Origin of the sequence: Paenibacillus nuruki, assembly GCF_963311185.1 — a bacterium.
GTDB lineage: Bacteria > Bacillota > Bacilli > Paenibacillales > Paenibacillaceae > Saccharibacillus > Saccharibacillus nuruki.
On record NZ_OY725677.1, the window covers coordinates 4,088,647 to 4,110,725 of the forward strand.

General features: G+C 40.5%; 22 protein-coding genes. 3 read left to right on the forward strand and 19 right to left on the reverse strand.

Annotated elements, in window-relative coordinates:
• Positions 1-6: 6 nt before the first annotated feature.
• The 5 genes from rapZ to RCP16_RS18120 form a co-directional block, all read right to left on the reverse strand.
• Positions 7-900, reverse strand: coding sequence for an RNase adapter RapZ (rapZ, locus tag RCP16_RS18100; RefSeq protein ID WP_069325826.1), 894 nt, complete (start codon positions 898-900; stop codon positions 7-9).
• Between the two features lie 52 nt (positions 901-952).
• Positions 953-1,900, reverse strand: coding sequence for an ROK family glucokinase (locus tag RCP16_RS18105; RefSeq protein WP_069325827.1), 948 nt, complete (start codon positions 1,898-1,900; stop codon positions 953-955).
• Between the two features lie 302 nt (positions 1,901-2,202).
• Positions 2,203-3,156: a thioredoxin-disulfide reductase gene (trxB, locus tag RCP16_RS18110; RefSeq protein ID WP_069325828.1), complete on the reverse strand. Its 954-nt coding sequence runs from the start codon at positions 3,154-3,156 to the stop codon at positions 2,203-2,205.
• Positions 3,157-3,205: 49 nt separating this feature from the next.
• Positions 3,206-4,585, reverse strand: coding sequence for a tetratricopeptide repeat protein (locus RCP16_RS18115; protein ID WP_308640994.1), 1,380 nt, complete (start codon positions 4,583-4,585; stop codon positions 3,206-3,208).
• Between the two features lie 168 nt (positions 4,586-4,753).
• Positions 4,754-5,701 (reverse strand): ribose-phosphate diphosphokinase, encoded by a 948-nt coding sequence (locus tag RCP16_RS18120; RefSeq protein ID WP_069325830.1) that lies wholly within the window; start codon positions 5,699-5,701, stop codon positions 4,754-4,756.
• Positions 5,702-5,941: 240 nt separating this feature from the next.
• Here RCP16_RS18120 and RCP16_RS18125 point away from each other — a divergent pair, with 240 nt between their 5' ends.
• The 3 genes from RCP16_RS18125 (at position 5,942) to RCP16_RS18135 (ending at position 9,163) form a co-directional block, all read left to right on the forward strand.
• Positions 5,942-6,463, forward strand: coding sequence for a MarR family winged helix-turn-helix transcriptional regulator (locus tag RCP16_RS18125; RefSeq protein WP_069325831.1), 522 nt, complete (start codon positions 5,942-5,944; stop codon positions 6,461-6,463).
• Positions 6,464-6,600: 137 nt separating this feature from the next.
• A complete protein-coding gene (locus RCP16_RS18130) occupies positions 6,601-7,911 on the forward strand; it encodes an HlyD family secretion protein (protein ID WP_308640995.1) in 1,311 nt (436 codons plus the stop codon).
• Positions 7,895-9,163, forward strand: coding sequence for an ABC transporter permease (locus RCP16_RS18135; RefSeq protein ID WP_308640996.1), 1,269 nt, complete (start codon positions 7,895-7,897; stop codon positions 9,161-9,163). Before RCP16_RS18130 ends, RCP16_RS18135 begins: the two co-directional genes overlap by 17 nt.
• Before the next feature lie 95 nt (positions 9,164-9,258).
• On the opposite strand, the gene hisJ is transcribed toward RCP16_RS18135, so the two are convergent.
• The 14 genes from hisJ to hprK all read right to left on the reverse strand — a co-directional run bounded on the left by hisJ (position 9,259) and on the right by hprK (position 21,809).
• A complete protein-coding gene (hisJ, locus tag RCP16_RS18140) occupies positions 9,259-10,083 on the reverse strand; it encodes a histidinol-phosphatase HisJ (RefSeq protein ID WP_308640997.1) in 825 nt (274 codons plus the stop codon).
• 18 nt (positions 10,084-10,101) lie between these two features.
• Positions 10,102-10,839: a bifunctional phosphoribosyl-AMP cyclohydrolase/phosphoribosyl-ATP diphosphatase HisIE gene (gene hisIE, locus RCP16_RS18145; protein ID WP_137225555.1), complete on the reverse strand. Its 738-nt coding sequence runs from the start codon at positions 10,837-10,839 to the stop codon at positions 10,102-10,104.
• Positions 10,836-11,594, reverse strand: a complete 759-nt coding sequence (hisF, locus tag RCP16_RS18150) for an imidazole glycerol phosphate synthase subunit HisF (RefSeq protein WP_273592906.1) — start codon at positions 11,592-11,594, stop codon at positions 10,836-10,838. The genes hisIE and hisF overlap by 4 nt, the downstream gene beginning before the upstream one ends.
• 28 nt (positions 11,595-11,622) lie before the next feature.
• Positions 11,623-12,354, reverse strand: coding sequence for a 1-(5-phosphoribosyl)-5-[(5-phosphoribosylamino)methylideneamino]imidazole-4-carboxamide isomerase (gene hisA, locus RCP16_RS18155; protein ID WP_193555971.1), 732 nt, complete (start codon positions 12,352-12,354; stop codon positions 11,623-11,625).
• 72 nt (positions 12,355-12,426) lie between these two features.
• Positions 12,427-13,053, reverse strand: coding sequence for an imidazole glycerol phosphate synthase subunit HisH (gene hisH, locus RCP16_RS18160; RefSeq protein ID WP_308640998.1), 627 nt, complete (start codon positions 13,051-13,053; stop codon positions 12,427-12,429).
• A gap of 3 nt (positions 13,054-13,056) precedes the next feature.
• Entirely contained in the window at positions 13,057-13,662 is a 606-nt protein-coding gene (hisB, locus tag RCP16_RS18165) for an imidazoleglycerol-phosphate dehydratase HisB (protein ID WP_308640999.1), read from the reverse strand.
• Positions 13,663-13,707: 45 nt separating this feature from the next.
• The gene (gene hisD / locus RCP16_RS18170; protein ID WP_308641000.1) at positions 13,708-14,991 is read right to left on the reverse strand and encodes a histidinol dehydrogenase; all 1,284 of its coding nucleotides are present in this window, start codon (positions 14,989-14,991) and stop codon (positions 13,708-13,710) included.
• Between the two features lie 89 nt (positions 14,992-15,080).
• Entirely contained in the window at positions 15,081-15,713 is a 633-nt protein-coding gene (gene hisG / locus RCP16_RS18175) for an ATP phosphoribosyltransferase (protein ID WP_069325839.1), read from the reverse strand.
• A gap of 45 nt (positions 15,714-15,758) precedes the next feature.
• Positions 15,759-16,961 carry an ATP phosphoribosyltransferase regulatory subunit gene (locus RCP16_RS18180; RefSeq protein WP_308641001.1) on the reverse strand — a complete coding sequence of 401 codons (1,203 nt, stop codon included), beginning with the start codon at positions 16,959-16,961 and terminating at the stop codon, positions 15,759-15,761.
• Positions 16,962-17,272: 311 nt separating this feature from the next.
• Positions 17,273-18,487 carry an acyltransferase gene (locus RCP16_RS18185; protein ID WP_137225564.1) on the reverse strand — a complete coding sequence of 405 codons (1,215 nt, stop codon included), beginning with the start codon at positions 18,485-18,487 and terminating at the stop codon, positions 17,273-17,275.
• Between the two features lie 124 nt (positions 18,488-18,611).
• Complete coding sequence (locus RCP16_RS18190) at positions 18,612-19,145, reverse strand: acyltransferase (RefSeq protein WP_069325842.1); 534 nt, start codon at positions 19,143-19,145, stop codon at positions 18,612-18,614.
• Positions 19,142-19,795 (reverse strand): pyrophosphatase PpaX, encoded by a 654-nt coding sequence (ppaX, locus tag RCP16_RS18195; protein ID WP_137225568.1) that lies wholly within the window; start codon positions 19,793-19,795, stop codon positions 19,142-19,144. The genes RCP16_RS18190 and ppaX overlap by 4 nt, the downstream gene beginning before the upstream one ends.
• 7 nt (positions 19,796-19,802) lie before the next feature.
• Positions 19,803-20,858 carry a prolipoprotein diacylglyceryl transferase gene (gene lgt, locus RCP16_RS18200; protein WP_083243291.1) on the reverse strand — a complete coding sequence of 352 codons (1,056 nt, stop codon included), beginning with the start codon at positions 20,856-20,858 and terminating at the stop codon, positions 19,803-19,805.
• Positions 20,859-20,870: 12 nt separating this feature from the next.
• The gene (gene hprK / locus RCP16_RS18205) at positions 20,871-21,809 is read right to left on the reverse strand and encodes an HPr(Ser) kinase/phosphatase (RefSeq protein ID WP_069325844.1); all 939 of its coding nucleotides are present in this window, start codon (positions 21,807-21,809) and stop codon (positions 20,871-20,873) included.
• Positions 21,810-22,079 lie beyond the last annotated feature (270 nt).

The window sequence follows — 22,079 nt, forward strand, 5'->3', positions numbered from 1 at the left end:
CACTCCTTAATGCCGATCACGATCAGCATCCCTATGACTAACACGTACTGTTTCTGTTTCACTTGCACCAAGCATACGGCCTAAGTACTCAGAAATCGCAACAGAACGATGCTTACCGCCTGTACAGCCAATTCCTATAATAACCTGGCTTTTACCTTCATTCCGGTAATGAGGAATTAAGAAGTGTAGCATATCTAATAATTTGGTCAGAAAAGCTTGTGTTTCCGGCCATTTCATTACATATTCGTAGACATCGCTATCTTGCCCAGTATGCGGTCTTAAATTATCGATGTAATGAGGATTCGGCAAAAAGCGAACATCAAAAATTAGATCTGCATCGATTGGAATACCGTATTTGAACCCGAATGATGTGACGTTGATCGACAAGCGATTCGATTCCAAGTGAGAAAAGCTAGAAATGATTTTCTCTTTTAATTGAGCAGGTTTGATAATACTTGTATCTATAATTTGAGTCGCTGATGTTTTGAGATCATCTAACATCTGACGTTCTAAACGAATACCATCGAGCGGCATACCTTCAGGCGCTAACGGATGGCGACGTCTGCTTTCTTTATACCGTTGAACCAATACAGAGTCACTAGAATCCAGAAATAAGATTTCAGAATGAATCGTATAATGGTTTTTGATATAATTCAGGGATTCAGACAGAGCAGCAAAAAATTCACGTCCGCGTAAATCGATAACCAATGCAACTTTACCGATTTTACCATTGGATTGCTCTATTAATTCAGCGAACTTTGGAATCAGTACAGGGGGCAGATTATCTACGCAGAAAAACCCAAGATCTTCAAGGCTCTGTACAGCAATCGTTTTGCCCGCTCCAGACATTCCGGTAATAATAATCATTGTGGCTATCGATGAATTTTCGCTTTTGCTCATGCTCAAGTACCCTCCCTTTAACGAATCTAGACTTTGATATGATCTCTATACCTTAACGTAACAATAAACCAGCTGCTCCAACAATACCTGCATCATTACCAAGCTTCGCAGGAATAATTTCTACTCCACGTTGCAACGGTTCAGGAGTGAGTTCAGCAAATACTCTACGGATTTCATTGAACAAAATATCGCCTGCTTTGGATACACCGCCACCGATAATAAAGCGTTCTGGATTCAATGTTGCTGCAACAGCAGCCATCGATTTACCAAGATAAAAAGCAGCACGATTAATAATACGGATACTCACTTCATCGCCTGCTTTAGCTGCATCAAAAATATCTTTTGCAGATACTTTTTCGATGGCAGATAATGATGTATGATCGCCACGTTCTACAGCTTCCACGGCCATACGAACAATACCAGTTGCAGAAGATACCGTTTCTAGACAGCCCATTTTGCCACAACCACATTTAATCGCTTCCAAATCAGGCACAACTGAAATATGACCAATTTCACCAGCTAAACCTGAGAATCCTTGATAAATATGACCATTGACAATAATACCGCCGCCTACACCTGTACCTAACGTATAACAGACACAATCCGTAATCCCTTTGCCTGCTCCACTCCAAGCTTCACCTAGAGCCGCTACGTTAGCATCATTATCGACACGAATCGTTTTGCCTAGACGTTCTTCCAAAATAGCACGGATCGGCACATTCTGAAAATTGATGTTAGGAGCCATCAAAATAACACCAGCACGAACATCAGTGAAGCCAGCGACACCAGCTCCAACACCTACCACTTGATCCCACTCATAAGGTGATTGCTCTACGATATGACGTACATATTTTTCAATATTACCGATAACCGCATCTGAGCTTTTTTCTTTTTCAGTCGGACCTTCGTACGTATGAAGCAATTCTCCTTCTTGATTACAGATACCTACTTTGATAGCTGTACCGCCAAGATCAACACCAATATAAATATTTTCAGACATATGACCGATCCACCTTTTCCATTCAAAGTTTAATAGTTCATGATTTATAAGATCTCTAACCACTACTATGATTATATGTCATTGTATCATCCTTCTAGACATAGAAAAGTATACAAAATGATGAATAAATATCATATATAGGATTAGGCTTGAAAATATATAAGATAGAACACGATTCAGTTGAATGTACGTATCCCACTATAAGCGAACCTTAGATTCTGGTCAAGCGAACCCACGGCTCTGTTGTCTTGTCTAATCTCACCAAAAAGGGAGCCATAATGGCTCCCTCTCCATCTATGTTCTTACTCGTTGAGTGATTCGCTCCAGTCGTGTACCATACTGCCTTCAAGATACTTCTCACAATCCATTGCAGCCATACAACCACTACCTGCTGCTGTAATCGCTTGACGGTAACGTGTATCTTGCACATCACCACAAGCGAATACGCCTGGGATATTGGTTTCTGTTGTACCTGGAGTAACTGTGACATAACCGTGTCCATCCGTATGGATCTGTTCGCCCAAGAAACCAGTGTTCGGTGTATGACCGATCGCTACAAAGACACCGTCTGCTTCAATGACTTCTTCTTGTCCTGTTTCATTGTTCAGCACTTTTAGACCTTTAACACCCATACCGTCTGATACTACTTCAAGCGGCTTACGGTTTAACTGCCATTTGATCTTAGGATTGCCTTGTGCACGATCTTGCATGATTTTGGAAGCACGAAGCTCATCACGACGATTCACGACTGTTACTTCGGTTGCAAAACGAGTCAAGAAGCTTGCTTCTTCCATTGCTGAATCGCCGCCACCGACAACAATTAGCTTTTTACCACGGAAAAAGAATCCATCACAAGTCGCACATGTACTTACACCGCGACCGATATTGTCTTGCTCTCCAGGAATGCCTAGATATCTTGCAGAAGCACCTGTTGAAATAATCACGGATTCGGCTTCTAACTCGCCCATTCCTTCTACTTTTACTTTAAAAGGACGTTGAGATAGATCAACTTGTTCTACCCATCCTGATTTGAATTCTGCACCAAAACGTTCTGCTTGTTTACGCATATTGTCCATTAATTCAGGTCCCATAATACCTTCTGTAAATCCCGGGAAATTTTCTACTTCTGTGGTTGTAGTCAATTGTCCACCTGGTTGTAGGCCTTCAATAATTAACGGTTTTAGATTTGCACGAGCCAAATAAATAGCTGCTGTTAATCCAGCAGGTCCTGTACCAATAACGATTGTTTTATACATAAATAGAAAACCTCCTTGATGTAGTTAAAAGATATATGTGACAAGCTTTCTAATCTACAATAGGTAGACTAGACTTTGCAAGTTCTGTATCCACTCTAAAATAGTCAGTCGGCAATGTCTGTGCTGTTGTCCATTGTCGTAATACCCGCTTGACTTCAGTACGTAATGTCTCTGAAATCTGTGGCTCGATCAACAATTGGCGTAAAGCTTGATACACTTCATCATTATCATCAAATACGTAAGATTGAAGCGCACGTAGCTGTTGTTGTTCATTTCCATGAGCTAACATATGGAGCAATTGAATATATGTAGGTTCTGCATACATATAATGTTCAATACTCACGCTGGGATACGCTGTACTTGTTGATGGAGATAACAACTGATACTGATAAGAAGGCATCAATTCACCAAGCTTAATCTGTTCCAAATGTTCCATATAAAATGCAGGCACTTCCGCTTCTGGCTCAAAGCGCAAAATCATCTGCCATAACTTCTGAGATTCATCTACCTTTTGCAAATGACAGGCTGCTGTTGCCGCATAATGATAAATTGCCCATTGATGAACCGATTCTTGCTGTTTGATCAGCTTGCGAAAATACGTGTACGCTAATTGATGTTCCCCCAGCATACCAAGTGTAGTCGCTAACTTTAACAAATGTTCTTGTTGAAAAGGAATCATTCGTTTCAGAATATTCATACGTTGCTTCACTTGTTCGGTCTGTCCGAGATGTTGCATCAAAATCACTTGATTACATAACCCATGCAAATGATAAGGATCTTGTAAAAGAACCTCTTCAATCTGTATAGCCGCTTCTGTAATCTTCCCTTGATAGTACAGCACAATCGCTAACTGATTACGTGCTTCATGCAGATCAGGTTGCACCGCTATGATCTGCTTTAGGCTTTCAGATGCTTCTGCAAAATGCCCTTGCTGCAATAAACGCTGAGCTGCATCATAATCACTCACAGGTAACTGCGTATGTGAATCGGTACTTGATGAACGCTTCAATTCTTTATTCAATAGCTCCATCATTTCGCCAGCCTCGTCTAGAAATTGACCTTCTTTATCTAAATCAAGGTAGGTTAACAATGAAGTCTCTGCTTGTTCAAATTGACTCATATTGGCATAATTATTCGCCATATAAAAATGACATTCAACCATTGCAGGGTCTACGCCGTCCAGAATATCAGCAAGTACTTGGTTCGATCCTTCATAATTACCCATCTCAGATAATATACCCGCTAGATTGCAATGATTCACAGGATTATTAGGTTCATATTCAACAGCTTTTTGAAAATATTTCAATGCCTTGTCATAATGATGACGGTCTAATGAACGGACAGCTCTTTCGAAAAAGAAGTTAGCATCCCAATGAAGAGAGATGACTTTACGCCCATCTTCTTCTACTTTTCGCTTATAATCATTCACCGGATCAAGGCACCTCCTTTGTTTCTATACCACATTTATCAATAGTTATATCATTTATTTAGAATTAGACGACTATGATTGTCATTTAAAAATCATTATCAAGTAAGTATATCATATCCCTCTGACACACTAAAGCTACGGTTCTATCACCCTACTACCAAAGTATAATTAGATCCCTGCATCACTGAATAAAGTAGCGATAGAGCCACCTTCCATAATGATGCGTACGGCATGAGCAAGCATCGGCGAAACCGATAATACAGTTAAGCGATCCAGATGTCCTGGAGGCAGGCTGATCGAATCCGTCACAACCAGTTCACGAATATACGGATGATCCAAACGTTGCAAAGCTGCTCCTGAGAAAAGACCATGGGTAGCACAGACGATCACTTCTTTGGCTCCACGCTCTTTCAAACTTTCGACTACATTAATAATCGTTGTTCCTGTATCAATCAAGTCTTCGATAATAATAGGCGTTTTGCCTTCTACATTACCGATCACATGCGTAATAACCGATTCATTATGTGCCGGACGTTTTTTGATCATCATAGCAAAAGGAGAATCCAGACGATTAGCTAACTTTTCCGCCATAGAAGCTCGGCCAGCGTCAGGAGATACCACGACAGCGTCTTCTATTTTTTTCGTTTTAAGATAACCACTGATCAGATCCAGAGCTGTTAGGTGATCGACAGGAATATTGAAAAATCCTTGAATAGCCGATGCGTGCAGATCAATTGTAATCACACGATGAGCACCTACTGTTGTCAGTACATCAGCTACCATTTTGGCAGAAATCGGTTCACGTGGAGCGGACTTGCGTTCTTGTCTTGCATATCCATAATAAGGAACGATGATATTGATCGTACGCGCAGAAGCACGCTTCGCCGCATCAATCATCACTAATAATTGGACAAACATTTCATTGATCGGATGCGATAACGATTGCACCAAAAATACATCCATATTACGAATACTTTCTTCATAATGAACATAGGTTTCGCCACTTTTGAATTGAGATAATTTAATTTTGCCTAGCTGTACACCGAGTCGCTCGGCAATCTGAGCTGCTAACTCCGGGCAAGATGATCCTGAGAAAATACGTAATTTATCTTTCATAAGCGCCTCCTATTTCATATCCAGACTCCGTCAACCTAACATTATATTATCGGTAGTTACAGATAGATTAATTATTTCTATCATACCGGAAACCATTATAAAGCGTTAAAGAAAACCATATTCAGAAACTTTCATAAAATTTTCTTGACTAAATGTAGTACGGAACCGTACAATATGTTAATCAAGTCATAAGCCGTTATTATTGAAATGTTAGTTTTGCCCTAAAGAAAGGTGAAGAAAATGTCGATAATAGAATCATCTGATGAGCATACTCCATCGGAAGAGATGGACAAATTAAGCGAATTAAGTAAATTATACCCTGATTTCAATATCGATTGTATGCGTACTTCGATTTTATTAATTCGTACTTCGCATGAAATATTTAATGAAACATCCACTTTGCTTGCTAGACATGGACTATCACCAAGTAAAATGCGTATTTTGGTGCCATTATTGTTACGCAAAAAACCGCTACAACCTTCCGATCTTGCTGAATATTCAGGTGTAACTCGTTCAACAATGACTGGACTCATTAATGGTCTGGAAAAAGACGGATTAATTCGACGTGGTGCACATGAGGATCGCCGAATGACCTCTATTCATTTAACCGATGAAGGTAAGCAATTGATTCATGACACCCTTCCTATCTATATGGAACAGATTGATAGAATGATGTCTCAGCTAACCGATGATGAACAAAAAGTGCTACATCGTTTATTGTACAAGATTCAAGCAGGACTAGAAACATCTAAACAAGGTTAACTTTTTTTTGGCAAAGTAATACGGAACCTTACTATCAGCCCCCGTACCATATCTTTTTAAGATAACGTCGAGGAGATAGTTTGAATTTTATATTAAAAAAATGATATTTAATTGATGAAGAACAGGAGCACAAACAAGTGAAAATCGTAAAACTAATCCCTATTATTGTATTAATAGCTGCCCTAGGTATAGGTGGATACTTACTAACTATGCATGGTAAAGATGCTGTTTCTATGGCTGCTCTCAAAAAAGAAGGTGTCCTCACTATTGATACTGTGAACAGTTCATTTGAAGGACAAGCTGGTAAATTAAGCTCTGTTAAAGTTATCGAAGAGCAACGTGTGAAAAAAGGACAAGTTCTGATGACGTTAGATACCAATGATATTGATTTGCAAATCAAAGGAATCAAAGAACAAATGTCTCAAGTCGATGTCCAAATCAGTCAAGCTAGAAGCTCTTTAACCAGTCAATCTAATAAATTAGCAGAACAAGAAGCCAATGCTAAATTAAATATTCAAGCGGCTCAACTAGCAGAGACTCAAGTCAATCAAGGCGCTCGTGCCGAAGATATTACCAGCCAAGAAATCGCTGTCGATTCGGCTAAAAAATCAGTCGAAATTGCGAATAATTCAGTGACTTCTGCACAAACGGCTGTATCAGCTGCTCAACAAGCTGCTGATTTCGCTCAAACCAGCTTTGATCGTAACAAATCTCTTTTTGATAATGGATTAGCTACACAAGCGAGTGTAGATAGTGCTCAAAATGCTGTAGATACCGCAAATAAACAATTACAAAGCGCACAAGATCAATTAGCGACTGCGCAAAAACAAGTAGAACTCACAGGTAATCAAGTAAAAGCACAAGAAACCGCACTTGAAAAAATGAAAAATGGAGCAACTGCTGAAGATCGTGAGCAAGCTAGTCTCAAAGTAGCACAAGCTCAACAAGCTTTAAAACAAATTCAACAAGGGCAAGAAGATATCGGTAACGGTAAATACAATATCGAATTGTTGCAAAAACAAAAAGATTCATTGCAAATCAACCTAGATACACTAAACGTTCAAAAAAATCGTCGTGTGCTAAAAGCAGCGGTAGACGGTAAAGTAACTCGTGTCGTACCCAAAGTAGGCGAAAACGTTTCTGCGGGTACACCGGTAGTCGTAATCGAAACAGGTAAATTGTATTATGACCTTTATGTTGGCGAAGAAAATATCAAAACGTTCAAAGCTGGCGCTAAAGTGAAAACAGATGTGATTTCACTTAATAAAGATGTACAAGGTACTGTTCGTTATATTACATCTGCACCACAGTATGCTGCTTTGCGGATGAGCCGTGAAAAAGGTCAAGCCGACACAACTTCTTTCATTGTGCGTGTCGATGTGAAACGCACATCTGAATTGCTGCCGGGAATGACGGTGGAGGTTCTAACCAATGAAAGCAATAATTGATGAATTCAAGCTCATTCTGAATGGTAAATTTATTTTTATTATCATTATTGCTCCATTGATTATTTCAGCCGCTTTTGGTTATGTTTTTAAAAACAATCAATTAAATGAAGCACCTGTTGCTGTGGTCGATATGGATCACAGCACATACAGTCAACATCTGATTGAACAACTCGATGCCGATCAGTATATTGATATCAAGTACATCACGTATAACTACACCGATCCAAATGATTTTTTATACAATGAAAAATATTTAGGTGTTATTTATTTGCCAGCCGGCTTAGAGAAAGCTCGTGCTCAAGGGAACCAAAGCAATATTGGATTCTACGTGGATACAGCTTTGTCGACAGCGACTGCTAGCTTGCGTACAGGGGCTACTGAAGTCATCACAGCAGAGAACTCTACTGCTTCTTCAGGAAAGCTTGTAGCGATGGGACTGAACGCTACACAGGCTACTAATTTATCTACAGGACTCAATTTGCAGACTCGATTACTATATAACCCTACGAATAACATGTTAATGAGTTCAGTTATCGGATTTGTAAATACGGTATTTCTATCGATTCTAGGTGGAGCCACATTGGGGATCGTACCGCGTCTACGTGAACAAGGTTTACTTGCAGGTATGGTACAGAAACCACTTAGCATCGTTTTCCGAGTTATCCCTTACTCTTTAATTGCGACAGCTTCGATGTACTTGGTTATGGGTTGTCTCAAACAAGTAGGCGGATTACGATTTGAAGCGAATGTATTTCAGTTATTTATTCCATTCATTATGTATACTATCGCTTTATCGTTGCTATGTATGATGGTTGGTTGGAGTGCTTCCTCTCCTGCCAAAGCAGCAGGTCGAATTACGATGATCCTGTTACCATCCTTTATTTTAAGTGGTGCTCAGATTCCTGTAGCGTTGTTGCCACCTATTTTGCAACAGGTCAGTCATGCATTACCTCTATCCTGGCATTTCAAATTTTTACGCGGACTTGGTTTCCGTGGTGGAGATCTAAAATACTTTTCACAAGAGCTAGGTGGATTCTTGATTCTTATCACTTGTATTCTGTTCGTGATCTTCTTACTGATCTTGAACGAGCGTCGTAAAGCACGCAAAGCTGAACGGGATGGTGTGAATACTCTACCTGAAGGACCTACAGATAGTGGTACAACTGTCGTTACATCTGATACTAGTGTGAATACAACATCTACTGATTCATCTGCTACTTTACCTTCTGGTGGTAAACCACAAAAAGTATAATCGTACTCGTAAGTACATTTCAAACAAGACCAATAATATAGCCTGATATACCATATAAATAACCCTTTAACTGAATTCAGCTAAAGGGTTATTTTTTATCCATTTAAAGGAACAAACGAACGTTGACGTTGTTCAAATACTGCTAATTGCTGCACATTTAACTCTTGCAACAATGCTCTAGCTTCATCCAAATGATCACTTAATTTCAGCGGATCATGAGCATCAGAGCCTAGCGTTAACGGAATATCAAGCGCAATCGCTTGCTCCACGATACGACGACTGGGGAAGATTTCTTTGCAGACTTTAGATAGACCGGATGAATTAAGCTCCATCACCATATCTGCCTGTTTTACTGCTTGTAGCGCCATATCTTCCAGAGCAATACGCTCCTCTGTCTCTTCTGGCAACGGTACATAACCAAAGCGCTTAATCACATCCAAATGCCCTACAATATCATAAAATCCTGTCGCACACGCTTTGCTGATTGCATCATAATACTGGCGATACACATCCAGTACATGCTTACCTTCCCAACCTGCGGTCTGGCGAAAATCGGAGATATCCCACTCTCCTAGAAAATGAACCGAACCAATCACATAATCAAAAGGATACTGATTCAGAATATGCTGAATCTTCTCTTCATATCCTTCAATATAGTCTGCTTCCAAACCAACTTTGATCGCAATTTGATCACGGTACTTTTCTTTGAGCATCAGACATTCTTCAATATAACGAGGTAACTCATCCATGGGCATCGCCATTTCAGGATAATACGTTGCAGGATCGACATGAATCAGTGGCAGATGATCCGATAACCCTAGATGAGACAACCCGATAGCGATACCTCGCTGTACATACTCTTCTAGCTCACCTACAGCATGTCCACAGCGTGCATGGTGGGTATGATAATCTATTCGCATAGACTTTCGCCTCCGCTCTTAATCTTTGCGTGGACGCTCATGACGGCGATCCAATTCAGCCAGTACATCATCTAAAGGCAATTTACGCTCTTGTAATAATACTAACAAGTGATAGATCAGATCACTAACTTCATAACGAAGTTCATCATTATCTTGGTTTTTAGCTGCAATGATCGTTTCAGCCGTTTCTTCGCCTACTTTTTTCAAAATTTTATCGATTCCTTTTTCAAACAGATACGTTGTATACGCACCTTCAGGACGATCACGATCACGGTCAGCAATCATTTGTTCCAATTCTGCTAAAATGGCAAAGCGATCTTTACCAGAAGCCAATAACGTTGCATCTTGTTCTTCATTATTGTTAAATGTTGGTTGATTATCCACTTCATTCACCTCATTATAGAAACAGCTTATTCTGCCTGTATGGCAAGCAGGGCCTTTTGCATGAACCATGACTAATAACGTATCTCCATCACAATCATAAGATAGCGATGTAATCTGTTGAGTATTGCCTGATGTTCCACCTTTATGCCAGTATTCTTGACGAGAACGGCTCCAGAACCATGTCTCTTGAGAGTCTAGAGAGCGTTGTAACGATTCTTGATTCATATAAGCCATCATTAGTACTTGTTTGCTATTCTCATCCTGTACGATCGCAGGTACAAGCCCATCAGCATCCCATTTGATATTAGCGACCAGTTGTTCCCAAGATAAAGACTGATGAATAATCTCGTGTTGAAAATCAGATCCACTCATCGAATCTCCACTCCTTTGTCTTTCAACTGATTTTTAAGCTCAGGAATACCGATCTCTTTGTAATGAAAAATAGTAGCCGCTAGCCCGGCATCAGCTTTGCCTTTAGTGAATACATCATAGAAGTGCTCTGATGTTCCTGCTCCGCCTGACGCAATAATCGGAATATTAACCGCTTCACAGACAGCGGAAGTCAGATCAATATCAAATCCATCTTTGGTTCCATCCGCATCCATACTGGTTAGCAGAATTTCACCAGCTCCACGTTGTTCCGCTTCTTTGATCCATGCCAATGCACGAATACCTGTAGGTTTGCGTCCTCCATGAGTGTACACTTCCCACTCGCCCCATTCCGGGTTGAACTTCGCATCTACCGCAACCACAATACACTGTGCTCCGAATCGCTGTGAACCATCATTGATCAATTGCGGATTGAGTACTGCTGCTGTATTGATTCCGATCTTGTCTGCACCCGCACGTAGAATATTTTTCATATCTTCGACTTTAGAAATACCGCCACCTACTGTAAAAGGAATCGATATTTCACCCGCTGTTCTGCGTACAACATCAATCATCGTTTCCCGGCCTTCAATCGAAGCTGAAATATCCAGAAATATAATCTCATCTGCACCTTCCCGATCATACAGAGCCGCTAATTCTACCGGATCACCTGCATCGCGCAGATTAACAAAATTCACACCTTTGACGACTCGCCCTTCTTTAACATCAAGGCATGGAATAATACGCTTTGCAAGCATGGTTCGCCCTCCTCAAGCTTGATAACATTTACTGAATCGTACGTAAAGCTAATTCCAGATCAATATTGCCTGTATAGATTGCTTTTCCTACAATAGCTCCGCTAATTCCTTCTTCACGACGTGCTGCTAACTTCACGAGATCATCCAGTACAGTTACTCCACCAGAAGCAATCACTTGTTTACCTGAAGCTTGAGCAATTGCTGCAATCGCATCAATATTAGGACCTTGCATCATACCATCACGTGAAATATCGGTAAAAATAAACGTTTCGGCTCCTTTAGCCGCTAATTCTTTGGCTAACACTTCTGCTTTCACTTCTGAAGTCTCTAACCAGCCACGAGTCGCTACAAATCCATTACGTGCATCGATACCGATTGCTACACGATTGCCGTATGTACCCAACACAGACTCTGTAAATTCACGATCTTCGATAGCCGCTGTACCGATAATGACACGACTGACACCAAGATTCAATAACGTCTCTACATCTGCCAGCGTACGTAATCCGCCACCCACTTGTACAGGTACAGACACAGCATTAGCAATACGACCAATTAACTCATGGTTGACAGGATGCCCTGCTTTGGCACCATCCAAATCGACAAGATGGACATATTGTGCTCCTTTTACTGTGAAATCAGTAGCTACAGCCACAGGATCATCATTATAGACAGTTTCCTGATTGTAATCGCCTTGAATCAAACGAACACAGCGACCTCCTCGAATATCAATAGCAGGATAAATAGTAAAAGAAGACAATATGATTTCCCCCTTGATTATATAAGTCATTCGATAAAATATATAAAATCTATTTAACGATTTCTTTTCAACTTAATTCGTTCGCTCACCCGTACATAATGCTAAGAAATTGCGTAATAACAACGTACCCAATTCTCCACTTTTTTCAGGATGAAATTGCATACCGTATACATTATCTCGTCCTACAATGGCGGTAACCGGTTGCCCATAATCACATACAGCAATCAGATCATCTGCATGATCGGGTTTGACATGATACGAATGAACGAAGTATACATGCCCGTTATAAAGGTCACGCACAAGAGGATGATCCGGTTGTTTGTACTCTAGTCGATTCCAGCCCATATGCGGAATTTTGTAATCACTATCTTCGAACTTCACCACTTTGCCCGGTAAAATATTCAGTCCTTGATGAATACCATGCTCTTCACCTTCTGTAAATAACAACTGCATCCCTAGACAAATACCCAACAAAGGCTTACGACTGTTGGCAACTTCAAGCACAACATGATCCATACCGCCTTCACGAATATGATTCATTGCATCTCCAAAAGCACCTACACCTGGTAAAATGACACCCTCTGCATTCAGAATCTCATCACGATCGCCTGTGACTATACCTTCATAGCCTAATCGTTCAATCGCTTTGCTGACACTATGCAGATTGCCTATTCCATAATCAACAATAGCGATCGCCATCTGTTATAGCACTCCCTTCGTCGAAGGTACTCCTGTCACACGTGGATCAATCGTTGTTGCTTCATCCACAGCACGTCCTAATGCTTTGAAAATCGCTTCAATCATATGATGCGTATTTTGCCCATAATGTACGATGACATGAAGAGTAATTCGCGCTTCTAAAGCAAATTTCCACAAAAATTCATGAACCAGTTCTGTCTGGAAACTGCCTACTTGTGAAGAAGGATATTCAGCACGATATTCAAAATGCGGACGATTACTCACATCAATCACCACTTGTGCCAAAGCTTCATCCATCGGAATAAATACACTGCTATAACGTTTAATCCCACGTTTATCACCTAATGCTTCACGTAGCGTCTGTCCAAGACAGATACCGATATCTTCTACCGTGTGATGATCATCAATCTCAATATCACCTTGTGCTTTGAGATTTAGATCGAAATGTCCATGCTTGGTGAACAAATCCAACATATGATTTAGAAAAGGAACATCTGTCTCTATTTCAGAAATACCTGTTCCATCGACGTTAAAAGCAAGCTGAATATTCGTTTCATTGGTTTTACGGCTGACATCGGCTTGACGTGTATTCTGGCTTTCAGTTGACATACCTATACCTCCTGCTTGGGTTCTAAAGTATCTATGGGTCAAAGCTTAACCTTCTTGTTCCAAACGAATCGCGATTGCGCGTGCATGACCTTCTAATCCTTCATGGCGAGCTAACTCCATAATCGTATTCCCATTCGTTAACAATGCTTCTTTACTATAATAGATCATACTTGATTTTTTGATAAAATCATCGACATCTACAGGGGAAGAAAAGCGCGCTGTTCCATTGGTCGGAATAATATGATTCGGTCCAGCAAAATAATCGCCTACTGGTTCTGAACTGTAATTTCCGAGGAAAATCGCCCCGGCATTTTCGATCATGCCTACATAATTCATCGGTTGTTCGACCATAATCTCCAGATGCTCAGGAGCAAGTCGATTGACTACATCGATACCTTCTGCGATCGTTTCTGTCACAATAATTGCTCCATGATTCTGAATCGAAGCATTAGCAATAGTTTGACGAGGCAATGTTTCTAATTGTTGTTGTACTTCTGAAGCTACAGCAGCTGCCAGCTGTTCAGAACAAGTCACTAGAATGGCAGAAGCCATCTCATCATGTTCCGCTTGAGACAACAAGTCTGCTGCAATATAAGCTGGATTCGCATATTCATCTGCTAGTACAACAATTTCGCTTGGGCCTGCAATGCTATCAATATCAACAACACCGTACACTTCCCGCTTCGCCAGTGCAACATAGATATTACCCGGTCCGCAAATTTTATCCACCGGTTCTATACTTTGAGTACCATAGGCTAGTGCCGCTATCGCTTGAGCTCCACCGACACGATACATTTCAGTCACTCCTGCTTCTGCTGCGGTGACTAGAATATAAGGGTTAATTCCTTCTTTACCACCTGTTGAAGGAGGGGTCACCATCACGATCTCTGGTACACCTGCCACTTGAGCTGGAATTACATTCATTAGTACAGAAGAAGGGTAAGCTGCTTTCCCACCGGGAACATAGACACCGACACGTTTGAGCGGACGAATGATTTGCCCTAATAGACTTCCATCCGATTGTAGATCCATCCATGAGTTACGTTTTTGCTTTTCATGAAATTGACGAATATTATGAGCCGCCGCTGTAATCGCTTGGACAAAAGAAGGTTCTACTTCTTGATAAGCTGCTTGCAACTCTTCATCGGTGACACGAAGCAAGTCTGCTGTCAGGTCTGCACCATCGAACTGCTTGGTATACTGTAACAAAGCTTGGTCTCCAGTGTGCTTGATATCTTGCACAATTTGCTTCACAGTTGCATTTTGCTCTGGTGATCCGTAATCCACTTCTCTTCGCAAATCAAAATCTCGTGCAGATACGATCTTCACTGCTATTTCCCCCTTATCTGTCCCACTGTGTTCTGTTTATCTAGGGTGTAATATATCCATCTATACAGATTACTTTATATTTATTCAAGTCATGTTGGCTCTGGAATCACCCGTTGTAATTGATCGCATAGCTGTTGAATTTCTTCATTTTTCATCCGATAACTGACACGGTTAGCAATTAAGCGACTGGTAATACCAAATAAAGTCTCCATTTCAACTAATCCGTTTTCGCGTAATGTTTCTCCCGTTTCGACCATATCCACAATACGATCAGCAAGACCAATCATCGGTGCAAGCTCGATCGAACCGTTTAATTTAATGACTTCGACTTGTTGTCCTTGCTCCCGGAAATATTGAGAAGCCACATTTGGATACTTGGTAGCTACACGTTGCTGAATACCGGGCTTCCAATCCGGTAGACCAATTACAGACATCCGGCAACGAGCTATACCCAGATCCAATAATTCGTATACTGCTCGATTTTCTTCAATCAGTACGTCTTTACCAACAATACCGATATCGGCAACTCCATGTTCCACATAGATCGGTACATCGACTGGCTTGGCTAGAATAAATTCCATACCCACTTCAGGTAAATGTACAATTAATTTCCGTGAATCATCGACATCTAAAGGAACCTCAATCCCTGCTTTACGAAAAAGCTCTGCTGCCTTTTTATAGATACGCCCTTTTGGCATCGCAACTTTAAGAATTTGTGTCATAGAAGGGTACATCTCCCTGTTATTTACTATATATCTGATTACGTTTTAGATAGAAATGACTTGTCCATCGGTAAAACGAATTGTCTGACTATATTTCACTGTTAATGGATGAGTATCTGTAGATGGTTCTAGTCTGTGAGTCGCTTCGATATGTTCAGTGATCACAATTTTGCCTTGGCGACGAAGTTCTGTAGCATGTGCGAATGCTTCACGTCGACTATTTACATCATAAGCGATCAGTACGGGTGCTTCTTCTTGTGGTAAAAGAAGATTAACCCCGTCCAGTATCCGATTCGTTTTCAAAGCAAATCCTGTAGCAGCTACAGGTCTTCCGAATTGGGTAAGCAGATTATCATACCGTCCTCCACTACATACAGGAAAGCCCAGCTCTGCTGCATACCCTTCAAATACCATACCTGTATAATACGAAAAGTCTCCGATCATCGTTAAATCGATCATCACATGCTCAGATACGCCATACGCTTCTAGCACTTCCCATACTTTGCACAAATGCTGAATCGAAGCGATAGCACGTGGATTACTACTTAACGCTGTCGCTTGACGACAAATATCTTGCGCTCCACGCAAACGAAGCAATCCTTCTAATTCTTGGCGCTGTTCTGAAGACAATTGAAAATGTGCTAACTGTTCTCGGAAGCCAACAAAATCACGATTAAGCAACGTTTCTTTCAGTGCTTCTTGTTCGATCGTTTGATCCGGTAATACTTCTTCCAATAAGCCTGTCAAAAATCCAACATGTCCGAGTGAAATTTTGAATGTTTCTACTCCTGCTGCTTGCAATGAAGCAATCGCTAAAGCAATCACTTCTGCATCTCCTTCAGCTGAATCATTTCCTACTAATTCTGCACCGGTTTGAAAAAATTCTGTCTCCCGTCCCGCTTTTTCTTCAATCGAGCGGAACACATTGGCATGATAAGACAGACGAACAGGTAATGATTCTTCTTTTAAAACAGAACCCATTACACGAGCGATCGGTGTAGTCATATCCGAACGTAATACCATCGTTGTTCCACGGTTATTTAACATTTTATATAGTTTGCGATCTGATGTAGAACTAGCTACACCAACCGTATCATAATATTCCATTGTAGGCGTTATAATCTGACGATAGCCCCACTCAGACATGCAGTCCAGTACATTGCGTTCAATATGACGCAATTTGGTTACAACATGCGGTAGATAATCACGTACACCTGCGGGCTTTTCGAATCCTTTGGGCTTGGACAAAACAGTCACCTCTAATTGATCAATATTTTAACGCTTTAAAGTGTTACTTTGCTAATAAAGTAAAGGATATTGGATATAATAACACAAATCGATATCGACCGTCAACGCAACTTTACCTGTAAATATGTATTCCAAAGTAGATGGGTTTATCAGATTTTTATATTTCTAATTGTATCATTAACCATACGATCAACCTAACTAATCCTAGCTAATCATATCTCACATTATTTCCCGGAAAATAAAAAAACCACCTTAGCTTTAAAGGTGGTTTTGCACATACAGACTTCAACTGAATCATGTCATGACAACTGTTAGGGACTTGGTCTTTTCACAGCGTCTGTTTTGGTTGTACGACTATTTGATTTTGCTTGTTTTTTGTTTTTGTGTCGTCCAGATAATGAAGCTGGAATACTGCCTAGCAATACCCATGAGAACGATACTCTTCTAAAGACCATTTGTACGAAGACGGCTGAAATGATTAATGCACATAACATTCCGCCATAGATCCAGATAAAATAACCTAATGTGCCTAACGTAAGAAATTCTCTTGTTTCACGATAGTAAGCCAATACAAATGGATGAACTAAATAAATCGCAAACGATAATTCTCCTAATCGGCGCATAATCGCTAATACCCATTTGGGAGCTATCCGATTAAGAATAAAAGCAGAGTGAAGTAATACTAATGAAGATAACATCGTATATACATTCCACATCAGTTCATAAACTAACGAATCTAACCATTCATTGGTCATACGAGCACTATACCAGATTTGTACATAGATCAATCCAGTAACTAGCCAAGTACCCCACAACAATATCGTACTAACTCTTTGCCTTTCAGACATGTCTGTCCATTTGCTCATGAGCCATGCACGAAATGGTTTGAAATAAATCGCTACAAATGCACCCATCATATAGTAAGAGAAATACGAAATCGCCAGACTGCCTTTTGTAGCATAATGAAGATCATACTTATTCCAGATTACGAATCCCCACTGCAAAGCAAGCCCGATTGGAATCGCCCAACGTGCTACCCAACGCTGACTTTTCAGCAAAGCAAGCATAATTGGAAATAGAAGATAGAACTGCACACTAATAAATACAAAATACAAATGAGTATAGGCAGAACCATGAGTGATCGCATACCAGTAATCCCCTAACAATTGAAGTGGGGGATCATCTAATTGACCACGCTGAGCAAGCTTATACCAGAAATACAAAGCCGATATCAAAACATACGGCAACAAAATATAGAGCATTCTTTTTTTATAAAAGCTCCCGATTAGTTTGCCTGTAAGTGGTCTGTCATAGTAATTATAAAACAATACAAAACTACTCAAAAAGATAAATGAAGGTGTTCCATACTTAAAGAAAATATTTAGAAAATTAAACAGATAATAAATCGACGTATTCATCGCTTCTGTCGTTGCCACCGATGTAGAATGAACATGCAGTACCCCAATAATGGCAATCGCACGGAAGAAATCAAGCTGTGTTAGCCGTTCCTTCTTTATTTGATTCAATGTAAAAGCATCCCCTTATTCTTTAAAATGGTACATCAATATGATGCAATATTTCGACTTATTCTGTTCCCGAACAAGTCCAGAAATGCTGCGCTCTTGTACCACAACGCTCTTGTAAAGCTATTTAATGCAGTAGATCTTCATCATTTTTGAGATTTATTGTATTCTCCGGATTGCGTCTAGTTAAGACACGCAACGGATTACCACCAACAAATGTACCTGCGGCTACATCTGTATGTACAACCGATCCAGCAGCAACGACTGCACCATCACCAATCGTAACACCTGGCAAAATCGTAGTATTTGCTCCAATCATCACTTCATCGCCAATCACTACATTCCCTAAGCGATATTCACGAATTAGATATTCATGAGCAAGAATCGTTGTATTGTATCCAATTACCGTATTCGTCCCAATCTTTATTTTTTCCGGGAAAAATACATCCACCATCACCATCAGTCCAAAAGCCGTATCTTTGCCGACTTCCATATGTAGCAAGTGGCGGTAAATCCAATTTTTCCATTCCAAGATTGGACAATACCGCGCAGCTTGAATACATATAAAGTTCCGAACGCCTTTCCACGGGCTGACTGTGCGATAAATCTGACGCAAGGCATTAGGTCCCTCTTTGACAGGAAAACGCTCGGTTTTTCTCATCGATCGACCGTATCGCCAAGCACCAATTCATATAGATCACTCATGCTGTGCAAAATATACTGCGGGTGATACTTGGACAGCTCTTCCTCACCTTTAAGCGACCAGGCAACAGCCGCTGACATTACACCTGCTGCTGATGCAGACTGCAAATCGGCAGGACTATCACCCACCATCAGTGTACGCTCAGGAGAAGAACCTAGAGCTTCCATAGCACGTTCAATCGGTTGAGGATGAGGCTTGGTATGCTCAACATCATCCTGTGTAATAATCACCTGCATAAATTGGTCCAATTGAAACATTTCCAATACTTTGAGCGTATTGGGACGAATTTTGGTTGTCACTACACCCAATTTAATCCCTGCTGCTTGTAAACGTGTTAATACTTCGTTCACTTCTGGAAAAGGAGCCACCATCGCATCATGATGAATCGCACTATACTCACGATATGCTGTAACATAAGAAGTTACATCGTCTACACCCGAAAAAGCACGTAGTTGCTGTTCCAAAGTTAATCCCATATGAGGAATAATTTGTTCTCTAGTTAATGGATTCAATCCATTACTTTCCAACGTATTGATAAACGAAGCAATAATCAACTCATTGGTATCTACAATCGTTCCATCCAAATCTAATAAAACCGTATCAATCATAAATTCACTACTCCTTGCGTTCATTGTGAATCTTATCTTCTTTTGGATGATCATATCTATCTTTAGCAGTAGATGATGAATCAACCGTTGGTGCTGAAGAAGATCCTGTAGCTTTATCGTGTTCTGTGTCTACTTCATGTTGAGCTACTTTAGATGACACAATAGGATCACTATAATGCTCTTTAGATAGACCTGCACGACGACGAATAATGATTAACAGAATAGCCGCTACAATCAAGATAAGCGATAACAATTGGGATACTCGGATATTTCCGTATCCTGGCTCAATCGCTCCCTGTTGGAATCCAAACCATGTCATTGGAGTCCAAAGACCATTTACAATAGCAACTAACCATTGCGGACCTTCAAAAGTAAGACTATCTGTACGAAGTGCTTCAATAAAGAAGCGTCCAATTCCATACCAGATCAGATACGAGAAGAAGATCTCTCCACTACGTACGAAAGCACGACGGCGTAATACACATAAAGCAATTACACCAACAAGGTTCCAGATCGACTCATACAAAAAGGTAGGGTGATGGAACACGCCATTCACATTCATCTGATTGACGATAAAATCAGGCAAATGAAGATTACCTCTTAAAAAAGATTCTTCTACAGGGCCGCCATAGGCTTCCTGATTTACAAAGTTCCCCCAACGCCCAATCGCTTGTCCGACAAGCAAATAAGGTGCACATAAATCCATAATACGCCAGAAGCTATATCCTTTTTTACGCGTATAAATGATCGCACAAATAATCGAACCTATTAATGCACCATATATAGCGATCCCGCCATTCCAAATTTTAAAAACATCCCAAAAGTTATCTCTATAATCCGGCCAGCGAAATGCTACATAATAGATACGTGCTGCAATAATAGCGGAAGGAACGCCGAATAGCACCAGATCCATAAAAAATTCTTGTGGAATCCCGAATCGACGTCCTTCACGAATTAATAGCAATAACCCGACTAATGCGCCGGTACCTAGAATTAATCCATACCAGTGCACCTGAAGCGCTCCGATTGAGAAAGCAATCGGGTTAATTAATGATGTCCCCATGTAACACTCTCCTTAGTCCAGTTCATCCAGATCTTCAGCAATCGTTTCCGTTAATTTATGAGTAAATTGCAATGCTGCATTATAACCCATACGTTTTAAGCGGAAGTTCATCGCTGCCACTTCAATAATAACAGCTAGATTTCGTCCTGGGCGTACTGGAATCGTTACTAAAGGTACATCTGTATCGATAATACGTGTCGTTTCTTCATCCAATCCGATACGATCATACTGTTTCTCTTGTTGCCATGCTTCTAAACGCACGACCAGAGTAATTCGTTTGTTGTTACGAATCGCACCTGCACCAAACAAAGTCATCACGTTGATAATACCGACTCCACGAATTTCAAGTAGGTGGCGAATCAATTCAGGAGCTGTACCATGAAGCTGATTATCCGAAGTTTGACGGATTTCTACCGCATCATCGGCAATCAAGCGATGTCCACGTTTGACGAGTTCTAGAGCTGTTTCACTTTTACCAATACCACTACTACCTGTAATCAGCATCCCTACACCATAAAGGTCTACCAATACACCATGAATCGTAGCCGTTGGTGCTAATTTTTTCTCCAAAAAGCCTGTAATACGGCTGGATAAAATCGTTGTTGCCAGATTGCTACGTAAGACAGGAACATTATGCTCTTCACTGCTCGCAATCAACTCTTCAGGTACTTCAAGTCCACGTGTAATTACCAGACAAGGTGTCTCATCATTACAAAGGCGCTTCATACGATCTGCTTTTTCTTCATGAGTTAACATTTTGAAAAACGCAAGTTCAGTTCTACCTAGAATCTGTACACGTTCTGTCGGATAATATTCAAAATACCCCGCCATTTCTAATCCTGGTCGGTTCAAGTCATCTACCATAATATTTCGCTTTAAGCCAAGTCCTCCAGATACAACTTCAAGCTGGAACATTTGTACCAATTCTGAAACTTTCACATGTTTGGCCATTCTGTTCTTCCTTTCTCTAAGTAGGTTGCTTATCCTGTATGGTGTATTCTATGTGATTCATAATCCAAAGCCAAACGATCATCGCCAAAAAGATAGATTTTTCACAAACCATCCTTTTCCGCACTGTACATAATATGTCCAATGTACTCATCGTAATAGAAAATGCTAGTTAAATCAATTATATTGGCAGATTCACTTACAAATCTATAGATTGTTTACACGTCTAACTCTACTACATGTTCATTATTCGATATGCGCATTTTATCATAA

What these genes read in the sequence shown, in the direction of transcription:
- ppaX (WP_137225568.1), bottom strand. Translation starts at nt 19,795, where the DNA reads ATGATTGATACGGTTTTATTAGATTTGGATGGAACGATTGTAGATACC.
- RCP16_RS18135 (WP_308640996.1), top strand. Translation starts at nt 7,895, where the DNA reads ATGAAAGCAATAATTGATGAATTCAAGCTCATTCTGAATGGTAAATTT.
- hisG (WP_069325839.1), bottom strand. Translation starts at nt 15,713, where the DNA reads ATGACACAAATTCTTAAAGTTGCGATGCCAAAAGGGCGTATCTATAAA.
- rapZ (WP_069325826.1), bottom strand. Translation starts at nt 900, where the DNA reads ATGAGCAAAAGCGAAAATTCATCGATAGCCACAATGATTATTATTACC.
- RCP16_RS18120 (WP_069325830.1), bottom strand. Translation starts at nt 5,701, where the DNA reads ATGAAAGATAAATTACGTATTTTCTCAGGATCATCTTGCCCGGAGTTA.
- RCP16_RS18190 (WP_069325842.1), bottom strand. Translation starts at nt 19,145, where the DNA reads ATGAGAAAAACCGAGCGTTTTCCTGTCAAAGAGGGACCTAATGCCTTG.
- hisJ (WP_308640997.1), bottom strand. Translation starts at nt 10,083, where the DNA reads ATGCGAATAGATTATCATACCCACCATGCACGCTGTGGACATGCTGTA.
- lgt (WP_083243291.1), bottom strand. Translation starts at nt 20,858, where the DNA reads ATGGGGACATCATTAATTAACCCGATTGCTTTCTCAATCGGAGCGCTT.
- hprK (WP_069325844.1), bottom strand. Translation starts at nt 21,809, where the DNA reads ATGGCCAAACATGTGAAAGTTTCAGAATTGGTACAAATGTTCCAGCTT.
- trxB (WP_069325828.1), bottom strand. Translation starts at nt 3,156, where the DNA reads ATGTATAAAACAATCGTTATTGGTACAGGACCTGCTGGATTAACAGCA.
- hisB (WP_308640999.1), bottom strand. Translation starts at nt 13,662, where the DNA reads ATGTCAACTGAAAGCCAGAATACACGTCAAGCCGATGTCAGCCGTAAA.
- RCP16_RS18125 (WP_069325831.1), top strand. Translation starts at nt 5,942, where the DNA reads ATGTCGATAATAGAATCATCTGATGAGCATACTCCATCGGAAGAGATG.
- hisIE (WP_137225555.1), bottom strand. Translation starts at nt 10,839, where the DNA reads ATGAGTGGATCTGATTTTCAACACGAGATTATTCATCAGTCTTTATCT.
- hisH (WP_308640998.1), bottom strand. Translation starts at nt 13,053, where the DNA reads ATGGCGATCGCTATTGTTGATTATGGAATAGGCAATCTGCATAGTGTC.
- RCP16_RS18105 (WP_069325827.1), bottom strand. Translation starts at nt 1,900, where the DNA reads ATGTCTGAAAATATTTATATTGGTGTTGATCTTGGCGGTACAGCTATC.
- hisF (WP_273592906.1), bottom strand. Translation starts at nt 11,594, where the DNA reads ATGCTTGCAAAGCGTATTATTCCATGCCTTGATGTTAAAGAAGGGCGA.